Annotated in this window: 24 protein-coding genes and 1 pseudogene; 15 read left to right on the top strand and 10 right to left on the bottom strand. The window is 69.9% G+C overall.

From position 1 onward, the window contains the following. Positions 1 to 355 precede the first annotated feature (355 nt). Positions 356 to 820 carry a metallopeptidase family protein gene (locus tag CU254_RS32585; protein ID WP_009083045.1) on the bottom strand — a complete coding sequence of 155 codons (465 nt, stop codon included), beginning with the start codon at positions 818 to 820 and terminating at the stop codon, positions 356 to 358. 79 nt (positions 821 to 899) lie between these two features. Here CU254_RS32585 and CU254_RS32580 point away from each other — a divergent pair, with 79 nt between their 5' ends. The 5 genes from CU254_RS32580 to manA all read left to right on the top strand — a co-directional run bounded on the left by CU254_RS32580 (position 900) and on the right by manA (position 5,383). Beyond that, on the top strand, positions 900 to 1,253 hold the full coding sequence (locus tag CU254_RS32580) for a DUF3499 domain-containing protein (RefSeq protein ID WP_037718335.1): 354 nt from the start codon (positions 900 to 902) through the stop codon (positions 1,251 to 1,253). Between the two features lie 75 nt (positions 1,254 to 1,328). Next, positions 1,329 to 2,684 carry a phosphomannomutase/phosphoglucomutase gene (locus CU254_RS32575; protein WP_009083041.1) on the top strand — a complete coding sequence of 452 codons (1,356 nt, stop codon included), beginning with the start codon at positions 1,329 to 1,331 and terminating at the stop codon, positions 2,682 to 2,684. A gap of 68 nt (positions 2,685 to 2,752) precedes the next feature. Beyond that, positions 2,753 to 2,980 carry a Trm112 family protein gene (locus CU254_RS32570; RefSeq protein ID WP_037715558.1) on the top strand — a complete coding sequence of 76 codons (228 nt, stop codon included), beginning with the start codon at positions 2,753 to 2,755 and terminating at the stop codon, positions 2,978 to 2,980. 2 nt (positions 2,981 to 2,982) lie between these two features. Further along, complete coding sequence (locus tag CU254_RS32565; protein WP_009083037.1) at positions 2,983 to 4,068, top strand: hypothetical protein; 1,086 nt, start codon at positions 2,983 to 2,985, stop codon at positions 4,066 to 4,068. Between the two features lie 82 nt (positions 4,069 to 4,150). Continuing rightward, positions 4,151 to 5,383 carry a mannose-6-phosphate isomerase, class I gene (manA, locus tag CU254_RS32560; protein WP_037715554.1) on the top strand — a complete coding sequence of 411 codons (1,233 nt, stop codon included), beginning with the start codon at positions 4,151 to 4,153 and terminating at the stop codon, positions 5,381 to 5,383. On the opposite strand, the gene CU254_RS32555 is transcribed toward manA, so the two are convergent. The 3 genes and pseudogenes from CU254_RS32555 to CU254_RS44440 form a co-directional block, all read right to left on the bottom strand. Continuing rightward, positions 5,358 to 6,020: a nucleotidyl transferase AbiEii/AbiGii toxin family protein gene (locus CU254_RS32555; protein WP_100266946.1), complete on the bottom strand. Its 663-nt coding sequence runs from the start codon at positions 6,018 to 6,020 to the stop codon at positions 5,358 to 5,360. The genes manA and CU254_RS32555 overlap by 26 nt on opposite strands. Next, positions 6,017 to 6,304, bottom strand: a complete 288-nt coding sequence (locus tag CU254_RS44445; protein ID WP_234392913.1) for a hypothetical protein — start codon at positions 6,302 to 6,304, stop codon at positions 6,017 to 6,019. The genes CU254_RS32555 and CU254_RS44445 overlap by 4 nt, the downstream gene beginning before the upstream one ends. Positions 6,305 to 6,367: 63 nt before the next feature. Then, positions 6,368 to 6,535 (bottom strand): annotated as a pseudogene (locus tag CU254_RS44440) (helix-turn-helix domain-containing protein); the annotation flags it as partial. A 166-nt stretch (positions 6,536 to 6,701) separates the two neighbouring features. Here CU254_RS44440 and CU254_RS32545 point away from each other — a divergent pair. From CU254_RS32545 to CU254_RS32535, 3 genes are all read left to right on the top strand, one after another. Then, complete coding sequence (locus CU254_RS32545) at positions 6,702 to 7,616, top strand: cation diffusion facilitator family transporter (protein WP_009083029.1); 915 nt, start codon at positions 6,702 to 6,704, stop codon at positions 7,614 to 7,616. 78 nt (positions 7,617 to 7,694) lie between these two features. Continuing rightward, a complete protein-coding gene (locus CU254_RS32540) occupies positions 7,695 to 9,239 on the top strand; it encodes an amino acid permease (protein WP_037715552.1) in 1,545 nt (514 codons plus the stop codon). Positions 9,240 to 9,531: 292 nt separating this feature from the next. After that, a complete protein-coding gene (locus CU254_RS32535; protein WP_009083027.1) occupies positions 9,532 to 10,263 on the top strand; it encodes an LPXTG cell wall anchor domain-containing protein in 732 nt (243 codons plus the stop codon). Positions 10,264 to 10,518: 255 nt separating this feature from the next. Here the strand turns inward: CU254_RS32535 and CU254_RS32530 are convergent, their stop codons facing one another. Then, on the bottom strand, positions 10,519 to 12,756 hold the full coding sequence (locus tag CU254_RS32530) for a hypothetical protein (RefSeq protein ID WP_050788496.1): 2,238 nt from the start codon (positions 12,754 to 12,756) through the stop codon (positions 10,519 to 10,521). Between the two features lie 128 nt (positions 12,757 to 12,884). Between CU254_RS32530 and ahcY the strand changes: the two genes are divergently transcribed. The 3 genes from ahcY (at position 12,885) to CU254_RS32515 (ending at position 15,192) form a co-directional block, all read left to right on the top strand. Next, positions 12,885 to 14,357 (top strand): adenosylhomocysteinase, encoded by a 1,473-nt coding sequence (gene ahcY, locus CU254_RS32525; protein WP_009083024.1) that lies wholly within the window; start codon positions 12,885 to 12,887, stop codon positions 14,355 to 14,357. A 101-nt stretch (positions 14,358 to 14,458) separates the two neighbouring features. After that, positions 14,459 to 14,746, top strand: coding sequence for a toxin-antitoxin system HicB family antitoxin (locus CU254_RS32520; protein WP_037715550.1), 288 nt, complete (start codon positions 14,459 to 14,461; stop codon positions 14,744 to 14,746). Beyond that, complete coding sequence (locus CU254_RS32515) at positions 14,740 to 15,192, top strand: type II toxin-antitoxin system VapC family toxin (protein ID WP_009083022.1); 453 nt, start codon at positions 14,740 to 14,742, stop codon at positions 15,190 to 15,192. The genes CU254_RS32520 and CU254_RS32515 overlap by 7 nt, the downstream gene beginning before the upstream one ends. On the opposite strand, the gene CU254_RS32510 is transcribed toward CU254_RS32515, so the two are convergent. Next, positions 15,189 to 15,731: a helix-turn-helix domain-containing protein gene (locus CU254_RS32510; RefSeq protein ID WP_009083021.1), complete on the bottom strand. Its 543-nt coding sequence runs from the start codon at positions 15,729 to 15,731 to the stop codon at positions 15,189 to 15,191. The two genes, CU254_RS32515 and CU254_RS32510, sit on opposite strands and share 4 nt — an antisense overlap. A 47-nt stretch (positions 15,732 to 15,778) precedes the next feature. Between CU254_RS32510 and CU254_RS32505 the strand changes: the two genes are divergently transcribed. Further along, a complete protein-coding gene (locus CU254_RS32505) occupies positions 15,779 to 16,243 on the top strand; it encodes a YbaK/EbsC family protein (RefSeq protein WP_037715548.1) in 465 nt (154 codons plus the stop codon). A 3-nt stretch (positions 16,244 to 16,246) separates the two neighbouring features. Here CU254_RS32505 and CU254_RS32500 read toward each other — a convergent pair whose 3' ends face one another. Continuing rightward, a complete protein-coding gene (locus CU254_RS32500; RefSeq protein ID WP_199786038.1) occupies positions 16,247 to 17,209 on the bottom strand; it encodes a hypothetical protein in 963 nt (320 codons plus the stop codon). Between the two features lie 366 nt (positions 17,210 to 17,575). Between CU254_RS32500 and CU254_RS32495 the strand changes: the two genes are divergently transcribed. Both CU254_RS32495 and CU254_RS32490 read left to right on the top strand, forming a co-directional pair. Further along, positions 17,576 to 17,821: a hypothetical protein gene (locus CU254_RS32495; protein ID WP_199786037.1), complete on the top strand. Its 246-nt coding sequence runs from the start codon at positions 17,576 to 17,578 to the stop codon at positions 17,819 to 17,821. Positions 17,822 to 17,847: 26 nt separating this feature from the next. Beyond that, on the top strand, positions 17,848 to 18,489 hold the full coding sequence (locus tag CU254_RS32490; RefSeq protein ID WP_037715546.1) for a dTMP kinase: 642 nt from the start codon (positions 17,848 to 17,850) through the stop codon (positions 18,487 to 18,489). On the opposite strand, the gene CU254_RS32485 is transcribed toward CU254_RS32490, so the two are convergent. After that, entirely contained in the window at positions 18,486 to 19,058 is a 573-nt protein-coding gene (locus CU254_RS32485) for a TetR family transcriptional regulator (RefSeq protein WP_009083015.1), read from the bottom strand. The two genes, CU254_RS32490 and CU254_RS32485, sit on opposite strands and share 4 nt — an antisense overlap. A gap of 84 nt (positions 19,059 to 19,142) precedes the next feature. Here CU254_RS32485 and CU254_RS32480 point away from each other — a divergent pair, with 84 nt between their 5' ends. Next, entirely contained in the window at positions 19,143 to 20,045 is a 903-nt protein-coding gene (locus CU254_RS32480; RefSeq protein ID WP_037715543.1) for an SDR family oxidoreductase, read from the top strand. Here the strand turns inward: CU254_RS32480 and solA are convergent. Together solA and CU254_RS32470 are read right to left on the bottom strand one after the other, a co-directional pair. Continuing rightward, on the bottom strand, positions 20,035 to 21,159 hold the full coding sequence (solA, locus tag CU254_RS32475) for an N-methyl-L-tryptophan oxidase (RefSeq protein ID WP_009083011.1): 1,125 nt from the start codon (positions 21,157 to 21,159) through the stop codon (positions 20,035 to 20,037). The two genes, CU254_RS32480 and solA, sit on opposite strands and share 11 nt — an antisense overlap. Continuing rightward, positions 21,156 to 23,393 (bottom strand): FAD-dependent oxidoreductase, encoded by a 2,238-nt coding sequence (locus CU254_RS32470; protein ID WP_009083010.1) that lies wholly within the window; start codon positions 23,391 to 23,393, stop codon positions 21,156 to 21,158. Before CU254_RS32470 ends, solA begins: the two co-directional genes overlap by 4 nt. Positions 23,394 to 23,442 lie beyond the last annotated feature (49 nt).

Raw genomic sequence — 23,442 nt, 5'->3', positions numbered from 1 at the left:
CTGGTTGCGTGGGGCACCCCGAAGTTTGATTGTGCTGACGGTCTGGGGGTGCTTGTCAAGGCGGGAAAGATGCCTTGACAAGCACCCCCAGACCGCAGGGAGGCTTCGTATCGGGGTGTGGGGGAGGGCTGGGTGCCCCCGATGGTTGGGTGCATCGGCGGCGGTTTTAGGGGTGGGGCTAGCGCCCCAATGTGGCATTGGGTGCGTCAGATGCACCGAACGCCACATTGGGTGCGTGGGATGCACCCAATGCCACATTGGGGCGCATCCTGGCGACGGTGAGCGGGCGGGTCGTGAGGGGAACCCTGAGGGACTCTGAGTCCGTGAGGGTTCCCCACACGGACCGGGCCAGGGGTCAGTCGCCTTCGATGACGTCTGGTTCTACGCCTAGGTAGCCTGCGACCTGCTCTACCAGTACGTCGTGTACCAGGTCTGCTAGTTCTGACGGGTCTTTTGCGCGGGCTTCCAGGGGACGGCGGTAGAGGACGATTCGTGCGCGCGTGGGGAGGCCGGTTCGGTCTACGCCTGCGGGGACTAGCCGGGACAGGGGGACTGCGCCGTCGTGGAGTACACCGTCTGCGGGGGCTCGGCCGTCCATGCGGACTTCTGGGACGTCGTCTACCGCTACGTCCAGTTTTGTCAGCTCGTGCCGCCAGCGTGCTTCGATGGGCTCCAGGGCGTCCAGCACCAGTGCGTCGAAGCGCTCCGCGCGGCTCGCGGCCGCGGGCAGGGACGCCGGATAGAGCGTTCCGCGCAGGCCCCGGCCGTGCCGGTCCCGTCGCAGCCGCTGCCGTTGTCGGTAGTCACGAGCCGTCGCCACCGTCCAAGTCTATGCGGTCGCCAGGGGAACGCGCGTGTCGCCGGTACTCGCTTGCGGCGACGCGCTATCGTTTCGGATCGTGCGGAGCGTACGGAAATGTTCGCGAACGGGTTGCCTCGAACCCGCTGTCGCCACGCTCACGTATGCCTACCAGGACTCGACCGCGGTCGTCGGACCGCTGGCCACCGCTTCCGAACCGCACTCCTACGACCTCTGCGAGGCCCACGCGCTGCGGCTGACCGTCCCGAAGGGCTGGGAAGTCGTCCGCCACGAGGGGGCCTTCGCCGCTCCGGAGCAGTCCGCCGACGAGCTGACCGCGCTGGCCGAGGCGGTTCGCGAGGCCGGTCGCTCCGACGTCCCGCCCGCGCAGCCCGAGCCCGAAGGGCCTTCCGGCAGGCGCGGCCATCTGCGCGTCCTCCCGGGGCGCGCCTGAGCTTCTTTCCCGACCGGTAGGCTTTCGCCCGCGGCGCGACTGGCGTCGCCACGGAACTAGCGGCGGGGAGAAGGCGTGCCAGACCTTTCGGGCATCGTGAAGGCCTACGACATTCGCGGCGTGGTCGGCGAACAGCTCGACGCCGCCCTCGTCCGGGACTTCGGGGCCGCGTTCGCGCTGCTCATCAAACCCGAGGCGCCGGCCGTGGTGATCGGCCACGACATGCGCGATTCGTCGCCGGAGCTGGCCGCGGCGTTCGCCGACGGGGTGACCTCGCAGGGCCTCGACGTGGTCTCGATCGGCTTGGCCAGCACCGACCAGCTCTACTTCGCCTCCGGCTCGCTCAACCTGCCGGGCGCGATGTTCACCGCGAGCCACAACCCCGCGAAGTACAACGGCATCAAGATGTGCCGCGCCGGGGCCTCGCCGGTCGGGCAGGACACCGGCCTCGCGGAGATCCGCGACACCGTCGAGCAGGGCGTTCCCGCCTTCGACGGCCAGCGCGGCACCGTGTCCGAGCGCGACGTCCTCGGCGACTACGCCGCCTACCTGCGCAACCTCGTCGACCTCTCCGGCTCGCGGCCGCTCAAGGTCGTGGTCGACGCCGGCAACGGCATGGGCGGGCACACCGTCCCGACCGTTTTCGACGGGTTGCCGATCGAGGTCGTGCCGATGTACTTCGAGCTCGACGGCACCTTCCCGAACCACGAGGCCAACCCGCTCGACCCGGCCAACATCGTCGACCTGCAGGCCAAGGTGCGCGAGGTCGGCGCGGACGCCGGGCTGGCGTTCGACGGCGACGCGGATCGCTGCTTCGTCGTGGACGAGCGCGGCGAGCCGGTGTCGCCCAGCGCGATCACCGCGCTGGTCGCCGTGCGCGAGCTGGCCAAGGAGCCGGGCGGCACGGTCATCCACAACCTGATCACGTCGAAGGGCGTGCCGGAGATCGTCTCGGAGCACGGCGGCAAGCCGGTGCGCACGCGGGTCGGGCACTCCTTCATCAAGGCCGAGATGGCCCGCACCGGCGCGATCTTCGGCGGCGAGCACTCCGCGCACTACTACTTCCGCGACTTCTGGCGCGCCGACACCGGCATGCTGGCCGCGCTGCACGTGCTCGCCGCGCTCGGCGAGCAGAACGGCCCGCTGTCCGCGCTCACCCAGGACTTCTCGCGCTACGCGGCGTCCGGCGAGATCAACTCGACGGTCAGCGACCAGGTCGCGCGGATGCTCGCGGTGAAGGACGCGTACGCGGGCAAGTCCGGCGTCCAGATCGACGAGCTGGACGGCCTGACCGTGCAGCTGCCCGGCGGCGCGTGGTTCAACCTGCGCCCCTCCAACACCGAACCGCTGCTGCGGCTCAACGTGGAGGCCGCCGACCGGGCCGCGGTCGAGGCGCTCACCGCCGAGGTGCTGGCCATTGTCCGGGCCTGACCGGCTGGCGCCGGATTGTGTCCGGAACGCGCCCTCAACACCCCAACGACGCGTGGTATGGAGGAACTATGGCCATCACGCTTGACGCCCAGCTGCTGGAGATCCTCGCGTGCCCGTCGCCGGATCACGCGCCGCTGCGCCCCGGCACGCCGGACGACGCCGAGGCCGACGCGCTGACCTGCACCGAATGCGGCCGGGTGTACCCGGTCCGCGACGGGATCCCGGTGCTGCTGCTCGACGAGGCGACGCTGCCCGGCACTGCCGGACCCGACGCTGATCACGGCGACAGTGCTTGACCATGCTTGACGATTCCCTGCTCGACGACTCCGCGCGGCTGGCCGACGCCGACCGCGCGGGGTTGCTGCGCGCCGCCGCGATGGCCGGCGCGCAGGTACGGGCCACCGCCGAGGCGGCGGCCGAACTGGAGCTGAGCGAACGGCTGGACGTCGGGCGTCCGCGTTCGCTGGTGCTGCTCGACCGGCCGGGGGTGAGCCGCACGCTCACCCGGCTGCTGGCCGCGCTGCTCGCGCCGTCGTGCCCGGTGCCGGTCGTGGTGGCCGAATCGGTGCCGGCCTGGATCGGCGCGCTCGACGTGGTGTTCGCGCACACCGACGACGCGGGAGACCGCGAGCTGGCCGCCTCGCTGGAGCGCGCCGCCCGGTTCGGCGCGTCGGTGGTGCTGTCCGCGCCGGCGGAGGGGCCGGTCGCGGCGTCGGTGGCGGGCAAGGGCGTGCTGCTCGCGCCGCGCGTTCCGGTGCCGCCGGAGCTGGCGTTCCCGCGCGGGCTGGCCGCCGGGCTGCTCACCGCGAACGCGCTCGGCCTGCTGGTCGCGGACGTGCAGGCGCTCGCCGACCAGCTCGATCTCGAAGCGGAGAAGGACTACCTGGCCCGCGAGTCGTTCGCCAATCCGGCGAAGGCGCTCGCGCTGCGGGTCGCGGACCGGGTGCCGCTGCTGTGGGGGCTCGACCCGGTCGCGGTGGCGGTCGGCGAGCACGCGGCGCACGCGTTCGCCGCGCACGCCGCGCTGGTGTGCGACGTGGAGGACTACCGGCAGGCGCTCGCCCGCCCGGCCCTGCGCCGGGTCGCGCAGTCGGGCGGCGTCCAGCGGGACATCTTCGCCGACCCGGACGACTCGCCCGGCGGCGTCGCGACGCGGGTGCTGCTGCTGTCGGTGCGGACCGGTCCGGCGACCGAGGCGGCCCGGTACCAAGCCGAGGAGTTCATGCCGGGTGCGGACCTGATCGCGCCCGCCGAGGAGATCGAGGCCGACGAGATCGTCCGCGCCGCGGTGCTGGCGCTGCGGTTCGAGCTGGCCGCGGTGTACCTCGGGCTGGCGGCGGGCAGCATCGGCGGGGCCGGAAGATACGAACCGGCCTCCGCCTGAGGGAGCAGGGGGGAACGCGGGCAGGCGGTTCCGCCGCCGCGTGCGTCGGCCCAGTGCCGACGGGAAGGATTGGGAGTTGACAGTGGAGCTGTTGCGCAACGCCGTACGGCCCTACGCCTGGGGATCGCGAACGGCCATCCCGCAGCTGCAGGGACGTCCGGTGCCGGCGCCGCACCCCGAGGCCGAACTGTGGATGGGAGCGCACCCAGGGGACCCGTCGCACGTGCTCGGCCCGGACGGCGCCGAAGTCAGCCTGCTCGAACTCGTCGACGCCGATCCGGTCGGCCAGCTCGGCGAGGACTGCGCGCGCCGCTGGGGCAACCGGCTGCCGTTCCTGCTGAAGATCCTCGCCGCGGAAGAACCGCTGTCGATGCAGGCCCACCCGTCGGCGGCGCAGGCCGCGGAAGGACACGCCCGCGAGGAGAAACTCGGCATCCCGCGCGACGCCGCCAACCGGAACTACCCGGACCCGACGGCGAAGCCGGAGCTGGTCTGCGCGCTGACGGAGTTCCACGCGCTGGCCGGGTTCCGCGACCCGAACCGCACGGTCAAGCTGCTGAAGGCGATCGAGACGCCCGGCTTGGGCAAGTACACCGGCCTGCTGGAAGCCCAACCGGACCCGGCGGGCCTGCGGGCGCTGTTCACCACCTGGATCACGCTGCCCCAGTCCGCGCTGGACGAACTGCTGCCGGAGGTGCTCGACGCGTGCGTCCGGCACGTCCAGGACCACGGCGAGTTCGCGACCGAATGCCGCACGATCCTGGAACTGGGCGAAACCCACCCGCGCGACGCCGGGGTGCTCGCCGCGCTCCTGCTCAACCGCCTGACCCTGCGCGCCGGCGAGGCGATCTACCTGCCGGCCGGGAACCTGCACCTGTACCTGCACGGCACCGCGGTGGAGATCCTGGCGAACTCGGACAACATCCTGCGCTGCGGCCTCACCCCGAAGCACGTGGACGTGCCGGAACTGCTGCGCGTGGTCGACTTCGCGTGCGGGGAAATGCCGGTGCAGCACGGAGAATGCGCCGGCCAGCGGATGGCGGTGTACCACACGGACGCCCCGGAATTCGAACTGTCGCGGATGGAATGGGCGGCCGGGGAAGACGCCGAGATCGAGGTCGACTCGGCCGGGCCGCAGATCCTGCTGTGCACCGAAGGGGACCTCCTGGTGCGCGCCTCGGACGGCGAGCAGGTGGAACTGCGGAGGGGCCAGTCGGTATGGCTGCCCGCCGCGGACCCGGCGGTGCGGGTGCGTCCGCTGGGCGGGGAGAAGTCGCAGCTGTTCCGGGCTACCGCTGGGACGTGCGAGTTGTGAGCTGACTGGTCAGTTCTGCGGACCAGGTGGCGAAGAAACTGCGTAGTGCGGGGACCTCGGCGGGCGCGATTGGCAGGTCACGGTCACCGAACCGGGACAGCGAGGCGAGCATGTCTCTGAACACCGCGGTGTCAAAGCCCGGATCCTGCTGAGCGGCAAGGGCCAGCAGCAAGTCCTTTGGGTAGGTGACAGACAGTGTATGCACGTCGGTGAAGTCACGCGCTTCAGCGCGGTCGAAAAGCGCGACCACCTTTCGCCCCGCGAGTTCTTCCCGATCGAAGGTCGGCCCCAGAAAGGTCAGCATCGGTGGGCGGCTCGGTGCCGCGTCGAGCGCTAGATCTACGACCAGGTTCTCCGGTCCGCGCACTACCAGCCTGCAAAAGGTGGCGGTGTCGCGGACCCGGGTGACCTGCCAGCTGCGTGCTGCAGCGGCGGACTCCAAAGCGTCCCGGGCAGCTGGTATGTCTCCGCGTCCGGGGCTTGCGAAGAAGTCGAGATCCTGCGTTGGCCGGGTCGTCAACTGTTGTGCCAGCAGGGCCGCGCCGCCAGCGAGGAGGAATCCATCGCTCTGCGCCAGTTCGAAAAAGGCTTGTGCGACGGTCACCTGGAATGAGGTCAGCCCGTCCGGCACGGTCACGTTGCGGTCACCGGCCGGATGCTCTCGACGAGCGGAGACCAGGCGGCTCGGACACTCCGGGGCAGGACCAATTCGTCCCACAAGTCGATCAGCAACGCGCCGTCGATGTACTCCGCGATGTGGTCGTTGGTGCCTTCCCTCAGCACGATCTCGTAGACCCGGGCACGGTCCGCGCGCGTCCTGAGGTCGAAGCGACGCTCCGGTTCTGACCAGTTGAGTTCGATCGGCAGGACGACCGTCGCGAACGCTTTCTCAGGAGTCAGCCGGGGGAGGGTTGTAGGCACCGAAATCGAACGGCCGTTGGCAGTCAGTTCATGGAAAAGGAGCTGAGGTTCGAGGGTGAGTGTGAAGCCGGCCCCGGCGAGCAGTCGGGTGACTGTGTCCAGCGTGGGCGACTTCCGGCCTCTCTCGTACGCGGACAGGGTCGGACGCGACGTCCCTGCTCGCTCAGCCAGCTCTTGCTGGCTCAAGTCCGCTGCCTTGCGCGCAGTCGTCAAGAGTTCGGCTATATGCATCGTCGTCCTCGAGTCCCGTATGTATCCGAAAGGATACCACAAGAAGGTATCTGATCGGATACCCTTGCGAGGGCGAGCGAGCCGGGTGACAGCCCAGCGCTTCCCGTCGCAAAGGCTCCTCTAGGCTCCCACCGGGCAATTCGGGCGCGGAGCAGGGGAGCGGGAAGTGTCAGCTGGCGGGGGAACCAAGGCGATCATCGCGGCGCTCGCCGCCAATGCCGGGATCGCGGTGGCCAAGTTCGTCGGCTTCCTGGTGACCGGGTCGTCGTCGATGCTCGCGGAGGCGGTGCACTCGCTCGCCGACACGTCGAACCAGGGGTTGCTGCTGCTCGGGCAGAAGACCTCCAAGCGGCGGGCCACCAAGGAGCATCCGTTCGGCTACGGCCGGGACCGGTACTTCTACTCGTTCATCGTCGCGCTCATGCTCTTCACCCTCGGCTCGGCGTTCGCGCTCTACGAGGGCATCCACAAGATCATCGAACCGCAGCCGCTGGAGACGCCGGTCGTCGCGGTGGTCATCCTGGTCGTCGCGATCTGTCTCGAGGGCTACAGCTTCCTCACCGCGATGGGCGAATCGCGCAAGATCAAGGGCAACGCGAGCTGGTGGCGGTTCATCCGCCAGGCCAAGGAGCCCGAGCTGCCGGTCGTGCTGCTGGAGGACTCCGGCGCGCTGCTCGGCCTCGTGTTCGCGTTGCTGGGTGTCGGGCTTTCGGTGCTGACCGGCAACCCGGTGTTCGACGGCATCGGCACGGTCTTCATCGGCGCGCTGCTGGGCGTCATCGCGATCATCCTGATCATCGAGATGAAGAGCCTGCTGATCGGCGAGGGCGCGACCGACACCGATCTCGCGACCATCGTGGACGAGCTGGCCGCGGGCAAGGTCGAGCGCGTCATCCACATCCGCACCCAGTACCTCGGTCCGGACGAGCTGCTCGTCGCCGCGAAGCTCGCGCTCGTGCCCGGGCTCGACACCGCCGCCATCGCCACCGCGATCGACGACGCCGAGGCCCGCGTGCGCGCGAAGGTCCCCGTCGCGACGCTGATTTACCTGGAGCCCGACCTCGACCGCGCGGCGCGCTGACTGTCCGGACAGCTGGCGCCCAAGTGACACGCTAGGGTGGCGCCCGGTCCCCACGAAGGTCACCGCAGGAGGTCAACGTTGCCCGGCACTGGGTTGTGGCGCACCAAGTCAATCGAGCAGTCCATTTCGGACACCGATGAACCGGAGACGAAACTCCGCAGGAATCTGAGTGCCTGGGACCTCACGGTCTTCGGCGTCGCGGTGGTCATCGGCGCAGGCATCTTCACGCTCACCGCGCGCACGGCGGGCGACTTCGCCGGGCCGTCGGTGTCCGTCGCGTTCGTGATCGCGGCGATCGCCTGCGCGCTGGCCGCGTTGTGCTACGCCGAATTCGCTTCCACCGTCCCGGTCGCGGGCAGCGCGTACACGTTCTCCTACGCCACCTTCGGCGAGTTCATGGCGTGGATCATCGGCTGGGACCTGATCCTGGAGCTGGCCGTCGGCGCCGCCGCGGTGGCCAAGGGCTGGTCGTCCTATCTGCAGACCGTGCTGGCGTACATCTTCGGCAAGGGAACCAAGACGTCGATCGATCTCGGCGGCGGTTTCGGCATCGACTGGGGCGCGTTCATCGTCGTGGCCGCGCTCGTCACGCTGCTGGTGCTCGGCACGAAGCTGTCGTCGCGGTTCTCGATGGTGATCACCGGCATCAAGGTCGCCGTCGTGCTGTTCGTGGTCATCCTCGGCTTCTTCTACATCAAGGCCAGCAACTACACGCCGTTCGTGCCGGAGGGCAAGCCCGCCGGATCCGGGGAGAGCGGCGTCGACCAGTCGCTGTTCTCGCTCATCGCGGGCGGCGGCAGCAGCTCGTTCGGCATCTTCGGCCTGCTGGCCGGCGCGTCGATCGTGTTCTTCGCGTTCATCGGGTTCGACATCGTCGCGACCACCGCGGAGGAGACCCGCAACCCGCAGAAGGCCGTGCCGCGCGGCATTTTCGGCTCGCTGGCGATCGTGACCGTCCTGTACGTCGCGGTTTCGCTCGTGGTCGTCGGCATGGTGCCCTACACCGACCTGTCGACCTCGGCGGGCGACGGCAGCCACAAGACGCTCGCCACCGCCTTCTCCGCGAACGGCGTCGACTGGGCCGCGAACGTCATCTCCGTCGGCGCGCTGGCCGGCCTGACCACCGTCGTCATGGTGCTGATGCTCGGCCAGGTCCGGATCATCTTCGCGATGTCCCGCGACGGCCTCATGCCGCGTTCGCTGGCCAAGACGAGCGACCGCGGCACGCCGAAGCGCGCGACGCTCGTGGTCGGCGCGCTGGTCGCGGCAGGCGCGACGTTCTTCCCGGCCGACAAGCTCGAGGAAATGGTCAACGTCGGCACGCTGTTCGCGTTCATCCTCGTGTCCGCGGGCGTGCTGGTGCTGCGCAAGACGCGTCCGGACCTGACGCGCGCGTTCCGCGTCCCGGCCGTGTGGGTCATCGCGCCGCTGGCGATCCTGGCCTGCCTGTGGCTGATGCTGAACCTGACCGTGCTGACCTGGCTGCGGTTCGTCGTGTGGATGGTCGTCGGCGTCGTCATCTACTTCGTCTACAGCCGCCGTCATTCGCTGCTCGGGAAGCGCCAGTCCGGTGTCGACCAGGGCGGGGCGGTCTCCGAATCCGCGCCGCCGGTCGCCGACTGACCTGCTCGCCGCCGTCTCTCCCGGCCCGTCGTCCACCTCGGACGGCGGGCCGTTTTACGTGGTCGGGGAGCCGGTGGTCACGGATGCGCAACTCGCGGATCTCGGTTCGGGCGCTGCCCGGTCCCCGTGGGAAAGGACACACGGAGATGCGATACCCTCCGCGTCGTCTTCCCTCTGACGGGTTAATCACTCTCGGGTAATTCGCACGAACAGTGGTCGGGGTTCCTACGGAGGGTCGCAGTTCTCCGCGTGTGCTATCCCCCATTCGGATTTTTCCCTGAGGAGTAACTCCATGCCCATCAGCACCAGACTGCGTGCCGGTTTCACGGTCGCCGCGGTGGCCGGACTCGCCCTGCTCGGCACCGCGACCTCGGCGCTCGCCTGCACCACGGACGACGGCCGGGCGAAGCCGACCGAGGGCAACGCGACGACCTGCGCCCAGGCGAAGGTGCCCGGCAACCTGCTCGGCGCGGCCGACCTCACCGTCACCGACGGCACGCAGAAGGACCAGTACCTGAACGTCACGGCCGTGGGCGAGGGCGTCACGGTCACCGCGATCGTGGTCAAGGGCGGCCCCGGCTTCAACGTGTACGTGCCGGGCACGCGCGGCATGTCGGCCACGCCGCCGTGGGAGAAGCTGCGCTCGCCGTTCAACCGCGGCGACCAGCTGCCGACCATCAGCCACTGGTTTGCCTGCGGGACCAAGACTGTGCCGACTAAGCCGCCGGTTTCGGGGACTCCGACCACGACTCCGTCGCAGCCGGCTTCGGAGGCTCCGAGCACTACGCCGGGTGTTCCGGTGACTTCTTCGGTGGCCTCGTCTGCTCCGGCTGGGGCGACTTCTTCTCCGGCTACGACCAGTGCTCCGGCTGTGGTTCCGGCTGGGAATCAGAATGGGACCGGGGGCGGGTTGGCCAACACTGGGTTTGACAACGCTTGGCTGTTTTGGGTTGGCGGGGTGTTGATTGTCGGGGGTGGCGCGTTGCTGGTGCTGCTGAAGGTGCGGCGGCGCGGGGCTAACTGATCTCGTTCCGGGGGCGGCTCGTCGCCCTGGCGGGCGACATTGCGCCCGGCCTGGGTTGCGTGGGGCACCCCGATTTTTCATTGTGCTGACGGTTCGGGGGTGCTTGTCAAGGCGGGAAAGATGCCTTGACAAGCACCCCCGAACCGCAGGGCGGCTTTGTATCGGGGTTGGGGGAGGGGTGGGTGCCCCCGGGGGGTTGGGTGCAGCGGTGCGGTATCGGGCGTGGCCTCGGCATCGGCCTCGGCTCTGCCTCGGCTAGCGGGGGCGGGGGAGGTCGCCGAAGAGGGAGCCTTGTTCGCCTCGGGTTTTGGCGCGGCCGTGGGGGCGGCCTAGGCCTGCGGCCATCGCGACCGCGTTGTCCCATTCCGGGTCGGCCAAATACTCAGTGTGTTTGAGGACTCCGGGGGCCCAGCGGTGGCGGCCGTCGGGGGCTCGCAGCGGGTCGGGGACCCAGTGGTCGCCGCCCAGGATCAGGACTCCTGCGTCGTCTGGGGTGGTTTCCAGGGCTCCCCATTTGCCTTCGGGGAGGTAGCCCTCGCCCAGCAGGTGGCCGTTGCTCGTTTGGTGGCGCCAGGTGGTCACGCCGCCGCCGAAGATGTCCGTTCCTCGGCACAGGGCGCGCCAGCGGCCGTCCAGTGCGGAGAACAAATCCGCCAGCGAGTCTTGGGGCAGGACTGCTGGGAAGGCTCGTTGGTAGCCCCACTGCAACGGGGATCCTGCGGTGAGGAGGCCGACTCGGTCGCGTTCGTCCGGCGGGAGTTCGGCGCACAGTTGGGCTGCCGCCAGCACGGTGAGGATGCTGCCCAGGTTGAGGCCGGACAGCACGACTCGCGTGCCGGGTTCGGCGAGGTGTTCTTTGACTCGGGCGGCCAGTTCGGGGACGACCTTGAGCGCGTAGCAAGGCGGTACGCCGGGGTGGGCGGCGCGGGGCCAGAAAGAGACCAGGTCCGCCAGCGCGCCCAGGTGGCGGCTTCGTTGCGGGGACCGGGCCGCGGAGTAGACCACTCGCAGCAGACCGGCGGCCAGGGCGCCGAGAGCGAACACGCCGATCGCCGACACGGTGGTGAACCAGCTTGGCTGCAGGTTGAAGCCGAACCGGACGACCAGCAGGGCGATCGCGCCGACGCAGAGGCCGAGGGAGACGATCACGGCCAGGTGGTGCAGGTGACGGCGTTCCCAGGCGGAACGCGCCCAGGCTCGGGCGGCGTCTTGTTCCTGCTGTTCGTCGTGTTCCATCAGTTCGACGATGGGCGGGATGCCGCGCCGGCGGCGGCGCAGGGGGACGCCGATGGCGTATCCGGCGATGGCGAGCAGGGCCATCAGGCCCAGTCCGCCGCCCCACAGGACGGTGACCAGGTCGTACGTCGTGGGCAGGGCGAGTTTGTCGACGCGGAGCAGTTTTCGGACGGCGATCGCCAGCCCGGCGCCGAAACCGCCGCCGAGGAGGCCGGCGAGTGCGAGTACCGGGGCCGCCGCCCAGCCGCCTAGCCACGGGCGGAGGCGGCGCGGGCGGTCGCGCCAGGCTGCGCGGGCCAGCAGTGCGGACGGGATCAGCGCCAGCGCGAACAGCAGCGTGACGACCAGCAGGGCGCCGCCGAGTCCTTCGACGGTGGTGTCGACGCCGGGCAGTCGATCGCCGACCGGGGCGGCCAGCACGGTCGAGTAAATGACGAGCAGGGTCGCGAACGTGAGCAAGGTCCGGCGCGCGATGACGCCGGTGTCGCTGCCGATCGCGCCTCCGATCAACACCGCCAGTGCCAGCGCGAGGGTGCAGATCCAGCCGATCAACTGCGGGATTTTCGTGGGCACGTGGAACGGTCCGCCCAGCAAAAGCAGAGAGACGCACGCCAATGCGGCGACGGCGTGCGTCGCGGACATTCCGGGCGCTTCCGGGTCGGCGCGCAAGCGCATCGGAACGCCTTTGCGGCCGGGAAGCTCGGGCGGGCGGACGCGCCAATTCGTGGACGAGATCCGATGCAGTGCGTAGACCAGGGCGAGGAGCACCGCCACGCCGACGCCGATGCGCAGCGGTCCCTTGCGCAGTTCCGGGGTCACCCAGGTGAGGCAGGCGCGTCCGGGGGCGAGGCATTGGGTCGCGACGAGGTCCAGGACCGCCGCCGCGACCTGGCTGACCAGCAGCATGGTGAGCAGCACCGCGGCGATCCGCAGCAGGCCGCGGCACAGGCCGCCGAGCCAGCGGCCGCGGTGGACCGGCGGCAGCATCCAGAACGCGACGTTCGCCAGCGAGAACGGGAACAGCAGCGCCCAGGCGGCCTTCGCGACGCCGCCGGACGTCATGCCGCTCCACAGGTAGCCTTCGACGGTGCGCGGGATCGACCGGCCGAGCGCGGGCACCACCGGACCGGGAGCCGGACGCCGCAGCCGGTCGGCCGGGCGCACCACGCGGCCGAGTTCGTCGCCGGCGACGTCGACGGTCTGGACCGTGTCGAGGAGCGTCTCGCCGCTCGTGCCCACGAGTCCGGACACCCTCATTTCGACGATGCGGGTGTCAGGGCCGGGGAGCGGGGCGGGCACGGTGATTCTCTCCTCATCCGTCCGAGTCAGGGTCGAGCCGACAACGGTACTGTTCAGGTGCCATCAAACCTTGGAGGAACCGCACTATGACCCCCGAAAGCGTTGTCAAGCGGCACGACACCCGGGGCGGCATCGAATTCGCCGTCGCCGATCTCGACGCCGCCGAGTTCGGCCGGAAGGAGATCCGGCTCGCCGAGCACGAGATGCCCGGCCTGATGGCGCTGCGTCGCGAATACGCTGAGGTCTACCCGCTGCGCGGGGCGCGGATCGCCGGGTCGCTGCACATGACCGTGCAGACCGCGGTGCTGATCGAGACGCTGGTGGCGCTCGGCGCGGAGGTGCGCTGGGCCTCGTGCAACATTTTCTCCACGCAGGACCACGCCGCGGCCGCGGTCGTCGTCGGACCGCACGGCACGCCCGAGGAGCCCAAGGGCGTCCCGGTGTTCGCGTGGAAGGGCGAAACGCTCGAGGAATACTGGTGGTGCACTGAGCGGATGCTCACGTGGGAGGGCGAAGGCCCGAACATGATCCTCGACGACGGCGGCGACGCCACCATGCTGGTGCACAAGGGCACCGAGTACGAGAAGGCCGGCGTGGTTCCGCCGGCCGACGACGAGGACCCCGAGGAGTGGAAGGTCTTCCTGGAGCTGCTGCGCGCCTCCGTCGCGGCGGACAAGGGCAAGTGGACCGCCATCGGGCAGAGCGTGAAGGGCGTCACCGAGGAGACCACCACCGGCGTGCTGCGGCTGTACCAGCTGGCGGCCGCGGGCGAGCTGCTGTTCCCGGCGATCAACGTCAACGACTCGGTGACGAAGTCGAAGTTCGACAACCGCTACGGCATCCGCCACTCGCTGATCGACGGCATCAACCGCGGCACCGACGTCCTGATCGGCGGCAAGGTCGCGGTGGTCTGCGGCTACGGCGACGTCGGCAAGGGCGCGGCGGAATCGCTGCGCGGCCAGGGCGCCCGGGTGATCATCACCGAGATCGACCCGATCTGCGCGCTGCAGGCGATGATGGACGGCTACGAGGTCAAGCGCCTGGAGTCGGTGCTGGACGAGGGCGACATCTACGTCACCACCACGGGCAACAAGAACGTGGTGATGGTCGAGCACATGGCGCGGATGAAGCACCAGGCCATCGTCGGCAACATCGGCCACTTCGACAACGAACTCGACATGGCCGGCCTCGCCCGCTACCCCGGCGTGCGGCGCGTGAACATCAAGCCGCAGGTCGACGAGTGGGTGTTCCCGGACGGCAAGAGCATCCTCGTGCTGTCCGAGGGCCGCCTGCTGAACCTCGGCAACGCGACCGGGCACCCGAGCTTCGTGATGTCGAACAGCTTCGCGAACCAGGTCATCGCCCAGGTCGAACTCTTCACGAAGACCGAGGAGTACGACAAGGAGGTCTACCGGCTTCCGAAGAAACTGGACGAAAAGGTCGCCCGGATCCACCTCGAAGCCCTTGGCGGCGAGCTGACGAAGCTGTCGAAGGAACAGGCGGAATACATCGACGTGGACGTGGAGGGCCCGTTCAAGTCGGAGCACTACCGTTACTGATCGCTGACACTGAAGCCGCCCCGGAATGCGTTTCGGGGCGGCTTTTGTCTGCACTTGAAAACACGTGATAGCTCTAATGGGTGACGTGTTATCATGGTGGGGTGAAGCAATTGATCACTCGCGTCGACGACGAGCTGCATGCTCGGCTGAAGGCCAGGGCCGAGGCTGAGGGGCGCAGCATGAACGATCTGGTCACCGAGGCTCTGCGAGGGGTCGTCCAGCAGGGCGAGTCTCGAGCCGAGTGGAAACGCCGGTTGATCGCCGAGGGCAAGGTCGCCTATGTCGAACCTCCCGCCCGGGCGGCCTCGCTGGACGACATCGAGGAGTTCTCCAGTGGCTGGGGAGCCACTGTCGGAGAGTATCTCGACTGGACTCGGGGTGAATGGTGACTGATTGTTACTATGCCGATACAAGTGCGCTGGCTACTGCGTTCCTCAAGGATGAGCCGGGGCATCGCGAAATGCGCGAGCTATTGCTCGAGGGGCCGGATCTGGTGCTCAGCAGCGAACTCACCCGCCTCGAGTTCACCAGCGCGCTCACGGCGGCGAAGCGCGACGGCCGGATCCCTGACGCCCGGATCGTCCTCGAGCACTTCGACCTGCTCGCTTCCCCGGAAGGTTCCCTTGTGCTGATCCCTTTCCGCCCGGAGCGCGTTTTTCCGGCGGCGCAGCGACTGGTTGCCGAGAACTACCCGATTCGCACCCTGGATGCTCTTCATCTGGCCGTCGTAATGAGGGAAACTTCCGAGCTGACCGGTGGGCAACCGGTTACTGTCGTCACGCGTGACGCGCGTCAGGCGGATGCGGCAAAAGCCAACGGACTCCTCGTCCGCTAACGCGGATACCGCATCGTCAACACCGCAGTAGCCACCCCGCCGATTCCGCGATAAACATGCTCCGTTTCCGCGATAAACGTATGCGTCCCGGCCGCGGAAACCGTCACTGGCGCGGAAACCGGCCCCACCTCCGCCGTCCCGGTCAGCACCGTCAAAACCTCCCGCACCCCGGGGCTGTGCGGATGCGACACCTGAACCCGCTCGTGGATCGTCAGCCGGTACACCTCCGTCACGCCCTCCGGGTCCTCCCAGCGGCCCAGCAAGGTCGCCGTCACGCTGTCGCCGTGCGCTTCGGCTACGCCGTCGTCTCCGAAGAGCAAGTCGCTCAACGGGATCGACAGCGCGGTGGCGATGGCGAACAGCGTGTCCAGCGTCGGGTTGCGGCGGCCGTTCTCCAGTTCCGACAGCGTTCCCTTGCCGAGACCGCTGTCGGCGGCGAGCGTGGTCAGGCCGACGCCCGCGCGGGTGCGCAAGGTGCGGATGCGGGTACCGACCACCGCGGCGAGGGCGCGGCCGTCCGGGGCGGGTGACGTCGACACCCGGCCTAGTCTAGTGTTCTGTTTACAGAACGGCTGGAGGTGTGCCGATGTCGGCAGTGCAAAACGTGCAGGACGCGCTCGACGAGGCGGGCGTCGAAGGACGGGCGCGGACTCTCCCGCAGTCCACGCGGACGGCGGCCGAGGCGGCGGAAGCGCTCGGCTGCCCGGTCGGCGCGATCGCGAACAGCCTGGTCTTCATGGCCGACGACGCCCCGCTGCTGGTCTTGACCAGCGGCGCGCACCGGGTGGACGTCGAGGCGCTCGCCGCGCGGCTCGGGCGCGGCCGGATCCGCCGGGCCAAGCCGGACGAGGTGCGCGCGGCCACCGGGCAGGTGATCGGCGGCGTGTCGCCGGTCGGGCATCCGGCTCCGCTGGAGACGGTGGTCGACGAGGCGTTGCGGCAGTACGACCAGGTGTGGGCCGCGGCCGGGACGCCGAACGCCGTCTTCCCGACGACGTTCGACGAACTGGTCCGGATCACCAAGGGCGCGCCGCAGCGGGTGGACGGGTAAAGCTCAGTTCCATTCCACCGCGATGCCGGCCAGCCCCGGGCCGGTGTCGCGGAAATACCCGCTCGTCACGCCGCCGGTGTCGCACGGCAATTCCTCCGCCTCGACCGGCAGCGCGTCGTCGCGGGCGCGGACCTCGCGGGTGATCCGGGCGGGCATCGCGGTGGGCGCGAACTGCAATTGCAGCAGATAGCTCGCGCACTGGTCGCGCAGCATCCGGTAGTACCCGGGGAACGTCACGGCGGAATTGTCGTGGATTTCGAAGCAGAAAACGTGGATCTCGCCCTCGGCGAGCTTCCGGTCGAAAAGCAGTTCCGTCGCCATCGTCTCGCGCGCCGGATGCCTGCGGATGCGGCCGACGCGGCAGCCTTCCGCGGTGATCAGCTCGACGTCGTCGATCCGGCAGCCGGGGTCGCCGTTGTAGACCGCGACGTACCGGTCCGGTCCGTGCCGCCGCGCGCGGGTGACCAGCCGGGTCCGGAATTTCACCTGGTGTTTCTGCTCGTCGATGGTGATCTGGTCGTGCACCGACAGCATTTCCAGGTCGGAGTTCGACTGCCGGGACGCCGGCGCCGCGCCGAGGTCGCTCATCAGCTGTTCGACGATCGCGCCCATCTCGCCCGAGCGCAGGTCGTGGAACGACGCCGCGGCCTGGTGCCCGCGCGGACGCGCCGTGCGCGGGCCGATCAGCACCACGAGCGAGTCGGAGGGCAATTGCAGCACCGACTCCAGCGCGCGGACCGCCGGAAGCGCCTTGGGCACCTCCGGCTGGCGGAGCCCGCGCTGCCAGTAGCTGAGCGTCGACTGTCCGATGTGGACGCCGCGGAGCGCGAGGTGCGCCCGCAGCCGGGCGAGCGACAGGCCGCGATGCGCGATCGCGAGCCGCAGCGCCTGGTGGAATTCTCCGGATCGCAGTGCTTCGCCGAGCTCGGGCGGCAGTTCACCCGCGCCGCGCCGGCCAGGTTCCATGATCAGTGGGCCATCCCCGTCTCGTGCCACCGCTGTCCCTTCAACGCCGCCCGTGCGCTGGGCGTGAATGCCGCGGAACGTTCACGTTAGCAGCGCGCGGTTACGGGTCCGGCCCCCGTTTGGTGTGCTTGGCCACGGAAGGGTAACCGTTCCGTGTTCCACGGCGGACCCGGAACACCCTCCTTGCCGGACGGGCATCTTGCTCGGAGTGATCGGCCGGTTCACCGTTGTGACCACCACTGGCCACGTCTAGGCGGGAGGTGCGTCGTGGGTCTGGGGAAACCGAATCACGGGGAGAGCACTGCCGGGCGGGACCGGCGGTCCTCGACCAGTTGCCGAAGGCACGTCGGACGCCTGCTGCTCCTCGTGGCGTTCACGGGCCTGGCGTTGCCGGTGTCGGCTCCGGGCGCGGGCGCGGCGCAGCCTGCCGACACCGGCAACGCCCACCTCACGGCCGTGCCGCGCAGCGAGGTGGTGCCGCGCGACGGCCAGAGCACGCCCGCGGAGCCGCACGGCGACGACTGGATTCCGCTGCTCTGCCTCGCCGGCCTGCTGGTCGCGGTGCCGGTGGGCTACTTCGGCTACGTGCGCGCCCGCCGCGAGGCGGCCTGAGCACGCCGCCAAGTATCTTTGACGGCGTGGGGCGACTGGTCGTAATCGAAGGTCTGGACGGCGCGGGCAAGCGCACGCTGTCCGAGGGGCTGACTGCTGCGCTGGAAGACGCCGGCGCGAGCGTCGGCAGTCTCGCCTTCCCTCGTTACGGCCGCAGCGTGCACGCGGATCTGGTGCGGGAAGCGCTGCATCGCGGGCACGGCGACCTCGCCGATTCGGTGTACGGAATGGCGATGCTCTACGCCCTCGACCGCAGCGGTGCGGCCGACGAGATCCGCGCGCTGCTCGCGGCCAACGACGTGGTCCTGCTGGACCGCTACGTCGCCTCGAACGCCGCGTACGCCGCCGCGCGCCTGCGCGAGCACGCGGATGGCGCTGTGGTGCAGTGGGTTTGGGACCTCGAGGTGACGCGGTTCGGCCTGCCCCGTCCGGACGCGCATCTGCTGCTGCGGGTGAGCCCGGAGGTGGCTGCCGAGCGGGCGGTCCGCCGAGCGGAGTCGGACGCGGCACGCACGCGGGACGCTTTCGAATCGGACGATTCGCTGCAGCAGCGGTGTGCCGCGGTGTACGACGAGCTGGCCGCGGCTTCGTGGCTCGCGCCGTGGCATGTGCTGGACGGCGTGGCTGGGGTGGATCTGCCGACGCTGGCGAAGTCGCTGCTCGCTTAACCGAGGGCGGCGGTGGCGGTGCGCAGTTCGCCGAGCGCTTCGTCCGCGAGTGCGCCGAACTCGCGCTGGTTGCCTGCTTCGACCCAGCGGTGGAACGCCGTCCCGAAGGCGAGGCAGCCCAGTTCCGCGGCGACCCGCGCGGTCGGTTCGCTGACTCCGCGCGCGGCGAGGGCGTCGTGCATGGCCTGGACCATCGTGGTGCGCTTGAGCAATTCGCGTTCGAGCAGCTCGCTGTTCGCGGCCACGATCGGCTGTCGCACCCGGGCCTCAGCCAGCCGCTCGCCGGTGAAAACCTCCGCGGCGGCATCCAATGCCCTGCCGACCGCTTCGAACGGCGTCGCGCCCGCTGGCGCCCCGGCAATGCCCTCGGAGAGCCGCCGGGTCAGTTCCTCCTGCCCGCCGAACAGCACTTCCCGCTTGTCGGCGAAATAGCGGAAGAAGGTCCGTTTCGTGAGCCCGGCGCGTTCGGCGATTTCGGCGACCGTGGTCTCGTCGTAGCCGCGTTCGGTGAACAGGTCGAGCGCGGCCCGCGCCAAGCGGTGGCGTGCGTTCGGTTCCCAGCGGCCCATGCCGTCCAGTCTAGGTGATGACACTGGATGACATCGGGCGTACTGTGATGGCACCAGGTGTCATCAACTGTGGAAGGACACATCATGCGGGTTTTCGTCACCGGGGCCAGCGGCCACGTCGGCTCGGCCCTCGTTCCCGAACTGCTCTCCGCCGGACACGAGGTGGTCGGCCTCGCCCGGTCGGACGCCTCCGCCGCGGTGCTCGCCGAACGCGGTGCGCGCGTGCGGCGCGGCGACCTCGACGATCTCGACGGCCTGCGCGCGGCGGCGGCCGAGGCGGACGGCGTCGTGCACTTGGCGTTCAAGCACGACCTGATGGCCAGCGGCGAGTTCGCCGGCGCGGTCGAAGCGGACCTCGTCGCGCTGAAGGCGCTCGGCGAAGCTCTCGCCGGCACCGGCAAACCACTGGTCTCGACCTCCGGAACCCTGATGTTCGCCGGGCTCGGCCGGACCGCGACCGAGGACGACCGTCTTCCTGGCGGCTCGCGGGTCGATGCGGAGAACTACGTGCTCGGGCTCGCCGAAAACGGCGTCCGATCGTCAGTCGTGCGGCTGCCGCCGTCGGTGCACAGTTCGCTCGACAAGCACGGTTTCGTGCCGACTATGATCCGTTTCGCCCGGGCGGCCGGGGTCTCGCCGTACGTCGGCGACGGGGCCAACCGCTGGTCCGCCGGGCACACGCTCGACGCGGCCCGGCTCTACCGGCTGGCCTTGGAGAAGGCTCCGGGCGGAACCGTGCTGCACGCGGTCGGCGACGAAGCCGTCTCGCTCCGGCAGATCGCCGAGACGATCGGCGCGCGGCTCGGTGTCCCGGTGAAGTCCATCGCGCCGGAGGAGGCCGCGGCGCACTTCGCGTTCCTGGCCCCGATGGTCCAGGCAGACGCCCCGACGTCCGCCGCGCGCACGCGTGAACTCCTCGACTGGAAGCCGGAACACCCTGGCCTGCTTGAAGATCTGGCCGAAGAGCACTACTTCGCTACTGCGTGAACCTCGCCGGATCGAACAGCGAGATCGGGTGCCGCGTCGAACCGTCGACCACCAGGTCGGCGAGGATTTCCCCGACCACCGGCACGAACTTGAAGCCGTGCCCGGAAAATCCGCACGCCACCACCGCGCGCGGATGCTTCGGATGCGGCGCGATCACGAAATGTTCGTCCGGGGTGTTCGTGTAGAGGCAGGTCGCCGCGCGGCGGAAGGTCGCCGGGAGCGTCGGCAGCCGGGAGCCGACGACGGCCGCGACCGCGCGCACCTCGTCGTCGCGGACCTGCCGGTCGATCGTGTCGGCGGTGCACGAGACGCCGCCGAGGTGGGCGCCGACTTTGACACCTTGCGCTGAATGCGCGGGGAATCCGTAGAACTGGCCGCCTTCAGCGGTTTCCCAGATGAAGACCGGATGATCGGCGAACGGCCGCACGTCGGCCGGTTCGAACCAATACTGGACCTGGCGTCGCACGTCGAAATCGACGCCGAGGTCCGCGAGCAGCACCGGTGCCCACGCGCCGGGGCACAGCACGAGCCGCTCGGCGGTGTAGTAGCTCGAAGCGGTGCCGACGCGCACCCCGGTTTCCGAGGCGGTCCAGGTGAATACCTGTTCTTCGTGGTGCAGTTCGGCGCCGTGGCGCGCGGCGAGCTGCAGATGCGCGGCGACGCTTCCTTCCGGCGACACGAATCCGGCGCCCGGTTCCCACAACGCCACCTCGTTTTCGGCGGGGGCGATGGTGGGGAACCGGCGCCGGATCTCGGCCGCGTCCAGGATTTCGTGCGGGATGTCGAACTTCTCCGCGGAAAGCGTGCTGCCCGCTATCGTGCGCGACTCCGGCGGTCCGCCCATCACCGCGCCGCAGCGGGTGAACAGCGACCGGCCGGAATCGCGTTCGAGTTCGTCCCACATCTCGTGCGCGCGAAGCAGCAGCGGTACGTAATCCGGACCTTCGAGATACGCCTGCCGCGTGATCCGCGAACCGCCGTGGCTCGAACCGAGGTGGTGCACCGGCGCGAACTGGTCGATCCCGAGCACCTTCTGGCCCCGGCGTGCCAGCCGGCAGGCCGCCGCGCTGCCCATTCCGCCGAGACCGAGCACGATCACGTCGTAATGCGTCATTCGCTGCTCCTCAACGGCTCCGCGGCCACCTTCGCCGCCCACCGTTTCCCGAGGTGCTCGATTTCCACTGGGGTGCGCGGCCGGGCGTCCTCGACGGGAAGCCAGGCGTAGGCGAGGTTTTTGTCGATCGTGTAGCCGTACGCGCCGCTCGTGACGTAGCCCGCCGGACGGCCGTCGACGTACACCGGCTCCCGGCCTCGCAGCACGGAATCCGTGCTGTCGATCGTCAAGCACACCAGTTTCCGGCGCACCGTCGAAGGAGAACGGTGAAGAAGCGTGTCGCGGCCGAGGAAGTAGCCCTTGTCCATCCGCACCGCGAAGCCGAGACCGGCCTCGTACGGATCGTGCTCGGTGGTCACGTCAACGCCGCAGTTTCGGTGGCCTTCCTCCATCCGGAGGCTGCGCAGCGCGTCTTCCCCGGCCGCGACGATCCCGTGCGGCTGCCCGGCCGCCCAGAGGGTGTCCCACAGCGACCGGCCGAGGTCCGCGCCGGTGTGCAGCTCCCAGCCGGGTTCGCCCGCGTCCGACCCGCGCAGCACGGTCACCGGCACGTCGCCGACGTACGTCCGCCACACCCGGGAGTCCGATGTGGACAGTTCGGGCAGCACCCGCTCGGCGAGCGGTCCCCACAGGCCGAGACAACAGGTGCCGCCGGTGGTTTCGCGCAGCCGGACCGAGCCGTCGCCAGGCAGATGACGGCGCAGCCAGGCGACGTCCCGATGGTGGTGCGCGGAGACGTGGAACTGCTCGACGCCGAGCCGGGCGACGGTCAGTTCGCTGCGCACCCCGCCGTCCTCGCCGAGCAGCAACGTCGTGGTGACCGAGCCGGGCGGACGGTCGAGCTGGTTCGTGGTCATCGTCTGCAGGAACGGCAGCGCGCCGCGGCCGGTGATCTCCAGCCGGCGCCGAGGGGTCAGGTCGAACAACGCCACCCGGCTCCGGGCCGCGACTGCTTCCGCGCGTCCGCCCGAGGCGTACCGCTGCGGCCGCGCCCAGCCGTCTTCCTCGCGAAACTCCGCGCCCAGCGCGACTTCACGCTCGTAGCAGGGCGTGGTCCGCGGCGATTCCACGGCCGGTCGCCGATGCCCCGCCGCCGCCAGGCTCCGCTCCCGCACGCGGCCGGGCGCGAGCTGCAGCCGGTCGAACCGGGCGAGGTCGACGGAGTGCAGATCGAGATGCGCTTGCCCCTCGATGAGCCAGCGCGCCAGTTCCCGCGCGACCCCGGCGGACCACGCGCAGTCCACGGCTTCGGCGACCCAGAACCCGTCGAGATCCGGATGTTCGCCCAGCAGCGGCAAACCGTCCGGCGTACCCGGGACCAGCTGCCGGAAGCCTTCCTCGACCTTCGCGTCGGCGAGCGCGGGCACCAGCCCGAGCGCGGCCGTCCACGATTCCTCGAAGCCCGCCGGAGTGAACGCGGCGTCCGTTTCGACCGGGCCCAGCGCGCTGATGCCCAGCCGGTCGACGTGCTCGCGCAGCGAGAGCCCGGCACCGCGCAGGATCGGTTTGTCCGCTTCGGTGAAGGCGTCGTTGTCTCCGGCGAGCTGGGCCAACGGCGTGGTGCGGGCATGGTCGACGGCGATCGGCACCACCGGCACGGCGAGATCGACCAGCCGGCCGAACTGCGGTCCGCGGACTCCGGCGCACGAGATGACGACGTCGGCGCGGAAGCGGTCGGTCGCCGTCACCACCGCGGTCACCCGGCCCGCGGTGCGCACGATCTCGGCAATCTCTTGTCCGGCAAGGAATTTCGCGCCCCGTCCCTGCGCACGGCGAGCTTGGGCGAGCGCCGCGCGGACCGGTTTGACGAGCCCGTCGCCGGGAAGGTGCAGGCCGCCGGACACCTTCGCGGGGTCGAGCAGCGGATGCAGCTGGGCGCATTCGCCCGGTTCGCGCAGGTAGCCGCGCACACCGGACGACGTCGCCCAGCCAAGCCGTTGCCGCAGCCGGGAAAGCTGCTCCGGCGCGGTCGCGAGTTCCAGGCTCCCGACCGGCTGGAAACACCAGCCGCCGTCGACGGTCAGCCCGCTGTACTTCTCCGCGGTGTACTTGGCGAACTCCGACGCCGTGCGGTCCGCGTGCGTGCGGAAGAGCAGCCCGGGCCCGACCGGCGCGCCCGCCGGTTCCGGTTCCAGGACCGTGACGTCCGTCCAGCCTCGTTCGGTCAGCTCGTCCGCGACCGCGCAGCCGAGGAGCCCGCCGCCGAGCACAACCACCCGCGGTCGCACTGCCATCGCGAGGTACCTCCTGCCTGCCGGCCGTCGCGGACGGCCCGGCTCGGGA

The sequence above is a fragment of the Amycolatopsis sp. AA4 genome (genome assembly GCF_002796545.1).
Taxonomy (GTDB): Bacteria; Actinomycetota; Actinomycetes; order Mycobacteriales; family Pseudonocardiaceae; genus Amycolatopsis.
Note: the sequence above shows the minus strand (reverse complement) of the source record. Positions and strands in the feature narration are given on the sequence as shown.

Bases quoted from the DNA above. Each gene is read 5' to 3' on its own strand.
- CU254_RS32570 (WP_037715558.1), top strand. From the start codon at position 2,753: ATGGCCATCACGCTTGACGCCCAGCTGCTGGAGATCCTCGCGTGCCCG.
- CU254_RS32565 (WP_009083037.1), top strand. From the start codon at position 2,983: ATGCTTGACGATTCCCTGCTCGACGACTCCGCGCGGCTGGCCGACGCC.
- CU254_RS32535 (WP_009083027.1), top strand. From the start codon at position 9,532: ATGCCCATCAGCACCAGACTGCGTGCCGGTTTCACGGTCGCCGCGGTG.
- CU254_RS32530 (WP_050788496.1), bottom strand. From the start codon at position 12,756: ATGAGGGTGTCCGGACTCGTGGGCACGAGCGGCGAGACGCTCCTCGAC.
- ahcY (WP_009083024.1), top strand. From the start codon at position 12,885: ATGACCCCCGAAAGCGTTGTCAAGCGGCACGACACCCGGGGCGGCATC.
- CU254_RS32515 (WP_009083022.1), top strand. From the start codon at position 14,740: ATGGTGACTGATTGTTACTATGCCGATACAAGTGCGCTGGCTACTGCG.
- CU254_RS32505 (WP_037715548.1), top strand. From the start codon at position 15,779: ATGTCGGCAGTGCAAAACGTGCAGGACGCGCTCGACGAGGCGGGCGTC.
- CU254_RS32500 (WP_199786038.1), bottom strand. From the start codon at position 17,209: ATGGAACCTGGCCGGCGCGGCGCGGGTGAACTGCCGCCCGAGCTCGGC.
- CU254_RS32485 (WP_009083015.1), bottom strand. From the start codon at position 19,058: ATGGGCCGCTGGGAACCGAACGCACGCCACCGCTTGGCGCGGGCCGCG.
- CU254_RS32480 (WP_037715543.1), top strand. From the start codon at position 19,143: ATGCGGGTTTTCGTCACCGGGGCCAGCGGCCACGTCGGCTCGGCCCTC.
- solA (WP_009083011.1), bottom strand. From the start codon at position 21,159: ATGACGCATTACGACGTGATCGTGCTCGGTCTCGGCGGAATGGGCAGC.
- CU254_RS32470 (WP_009083010.1), bottom strand. From the start codon at position 23,393: ATGGCAGTGCGACCGCGGGTGGTTGTGCTCGGCGGCGGGCTCCTCGGC.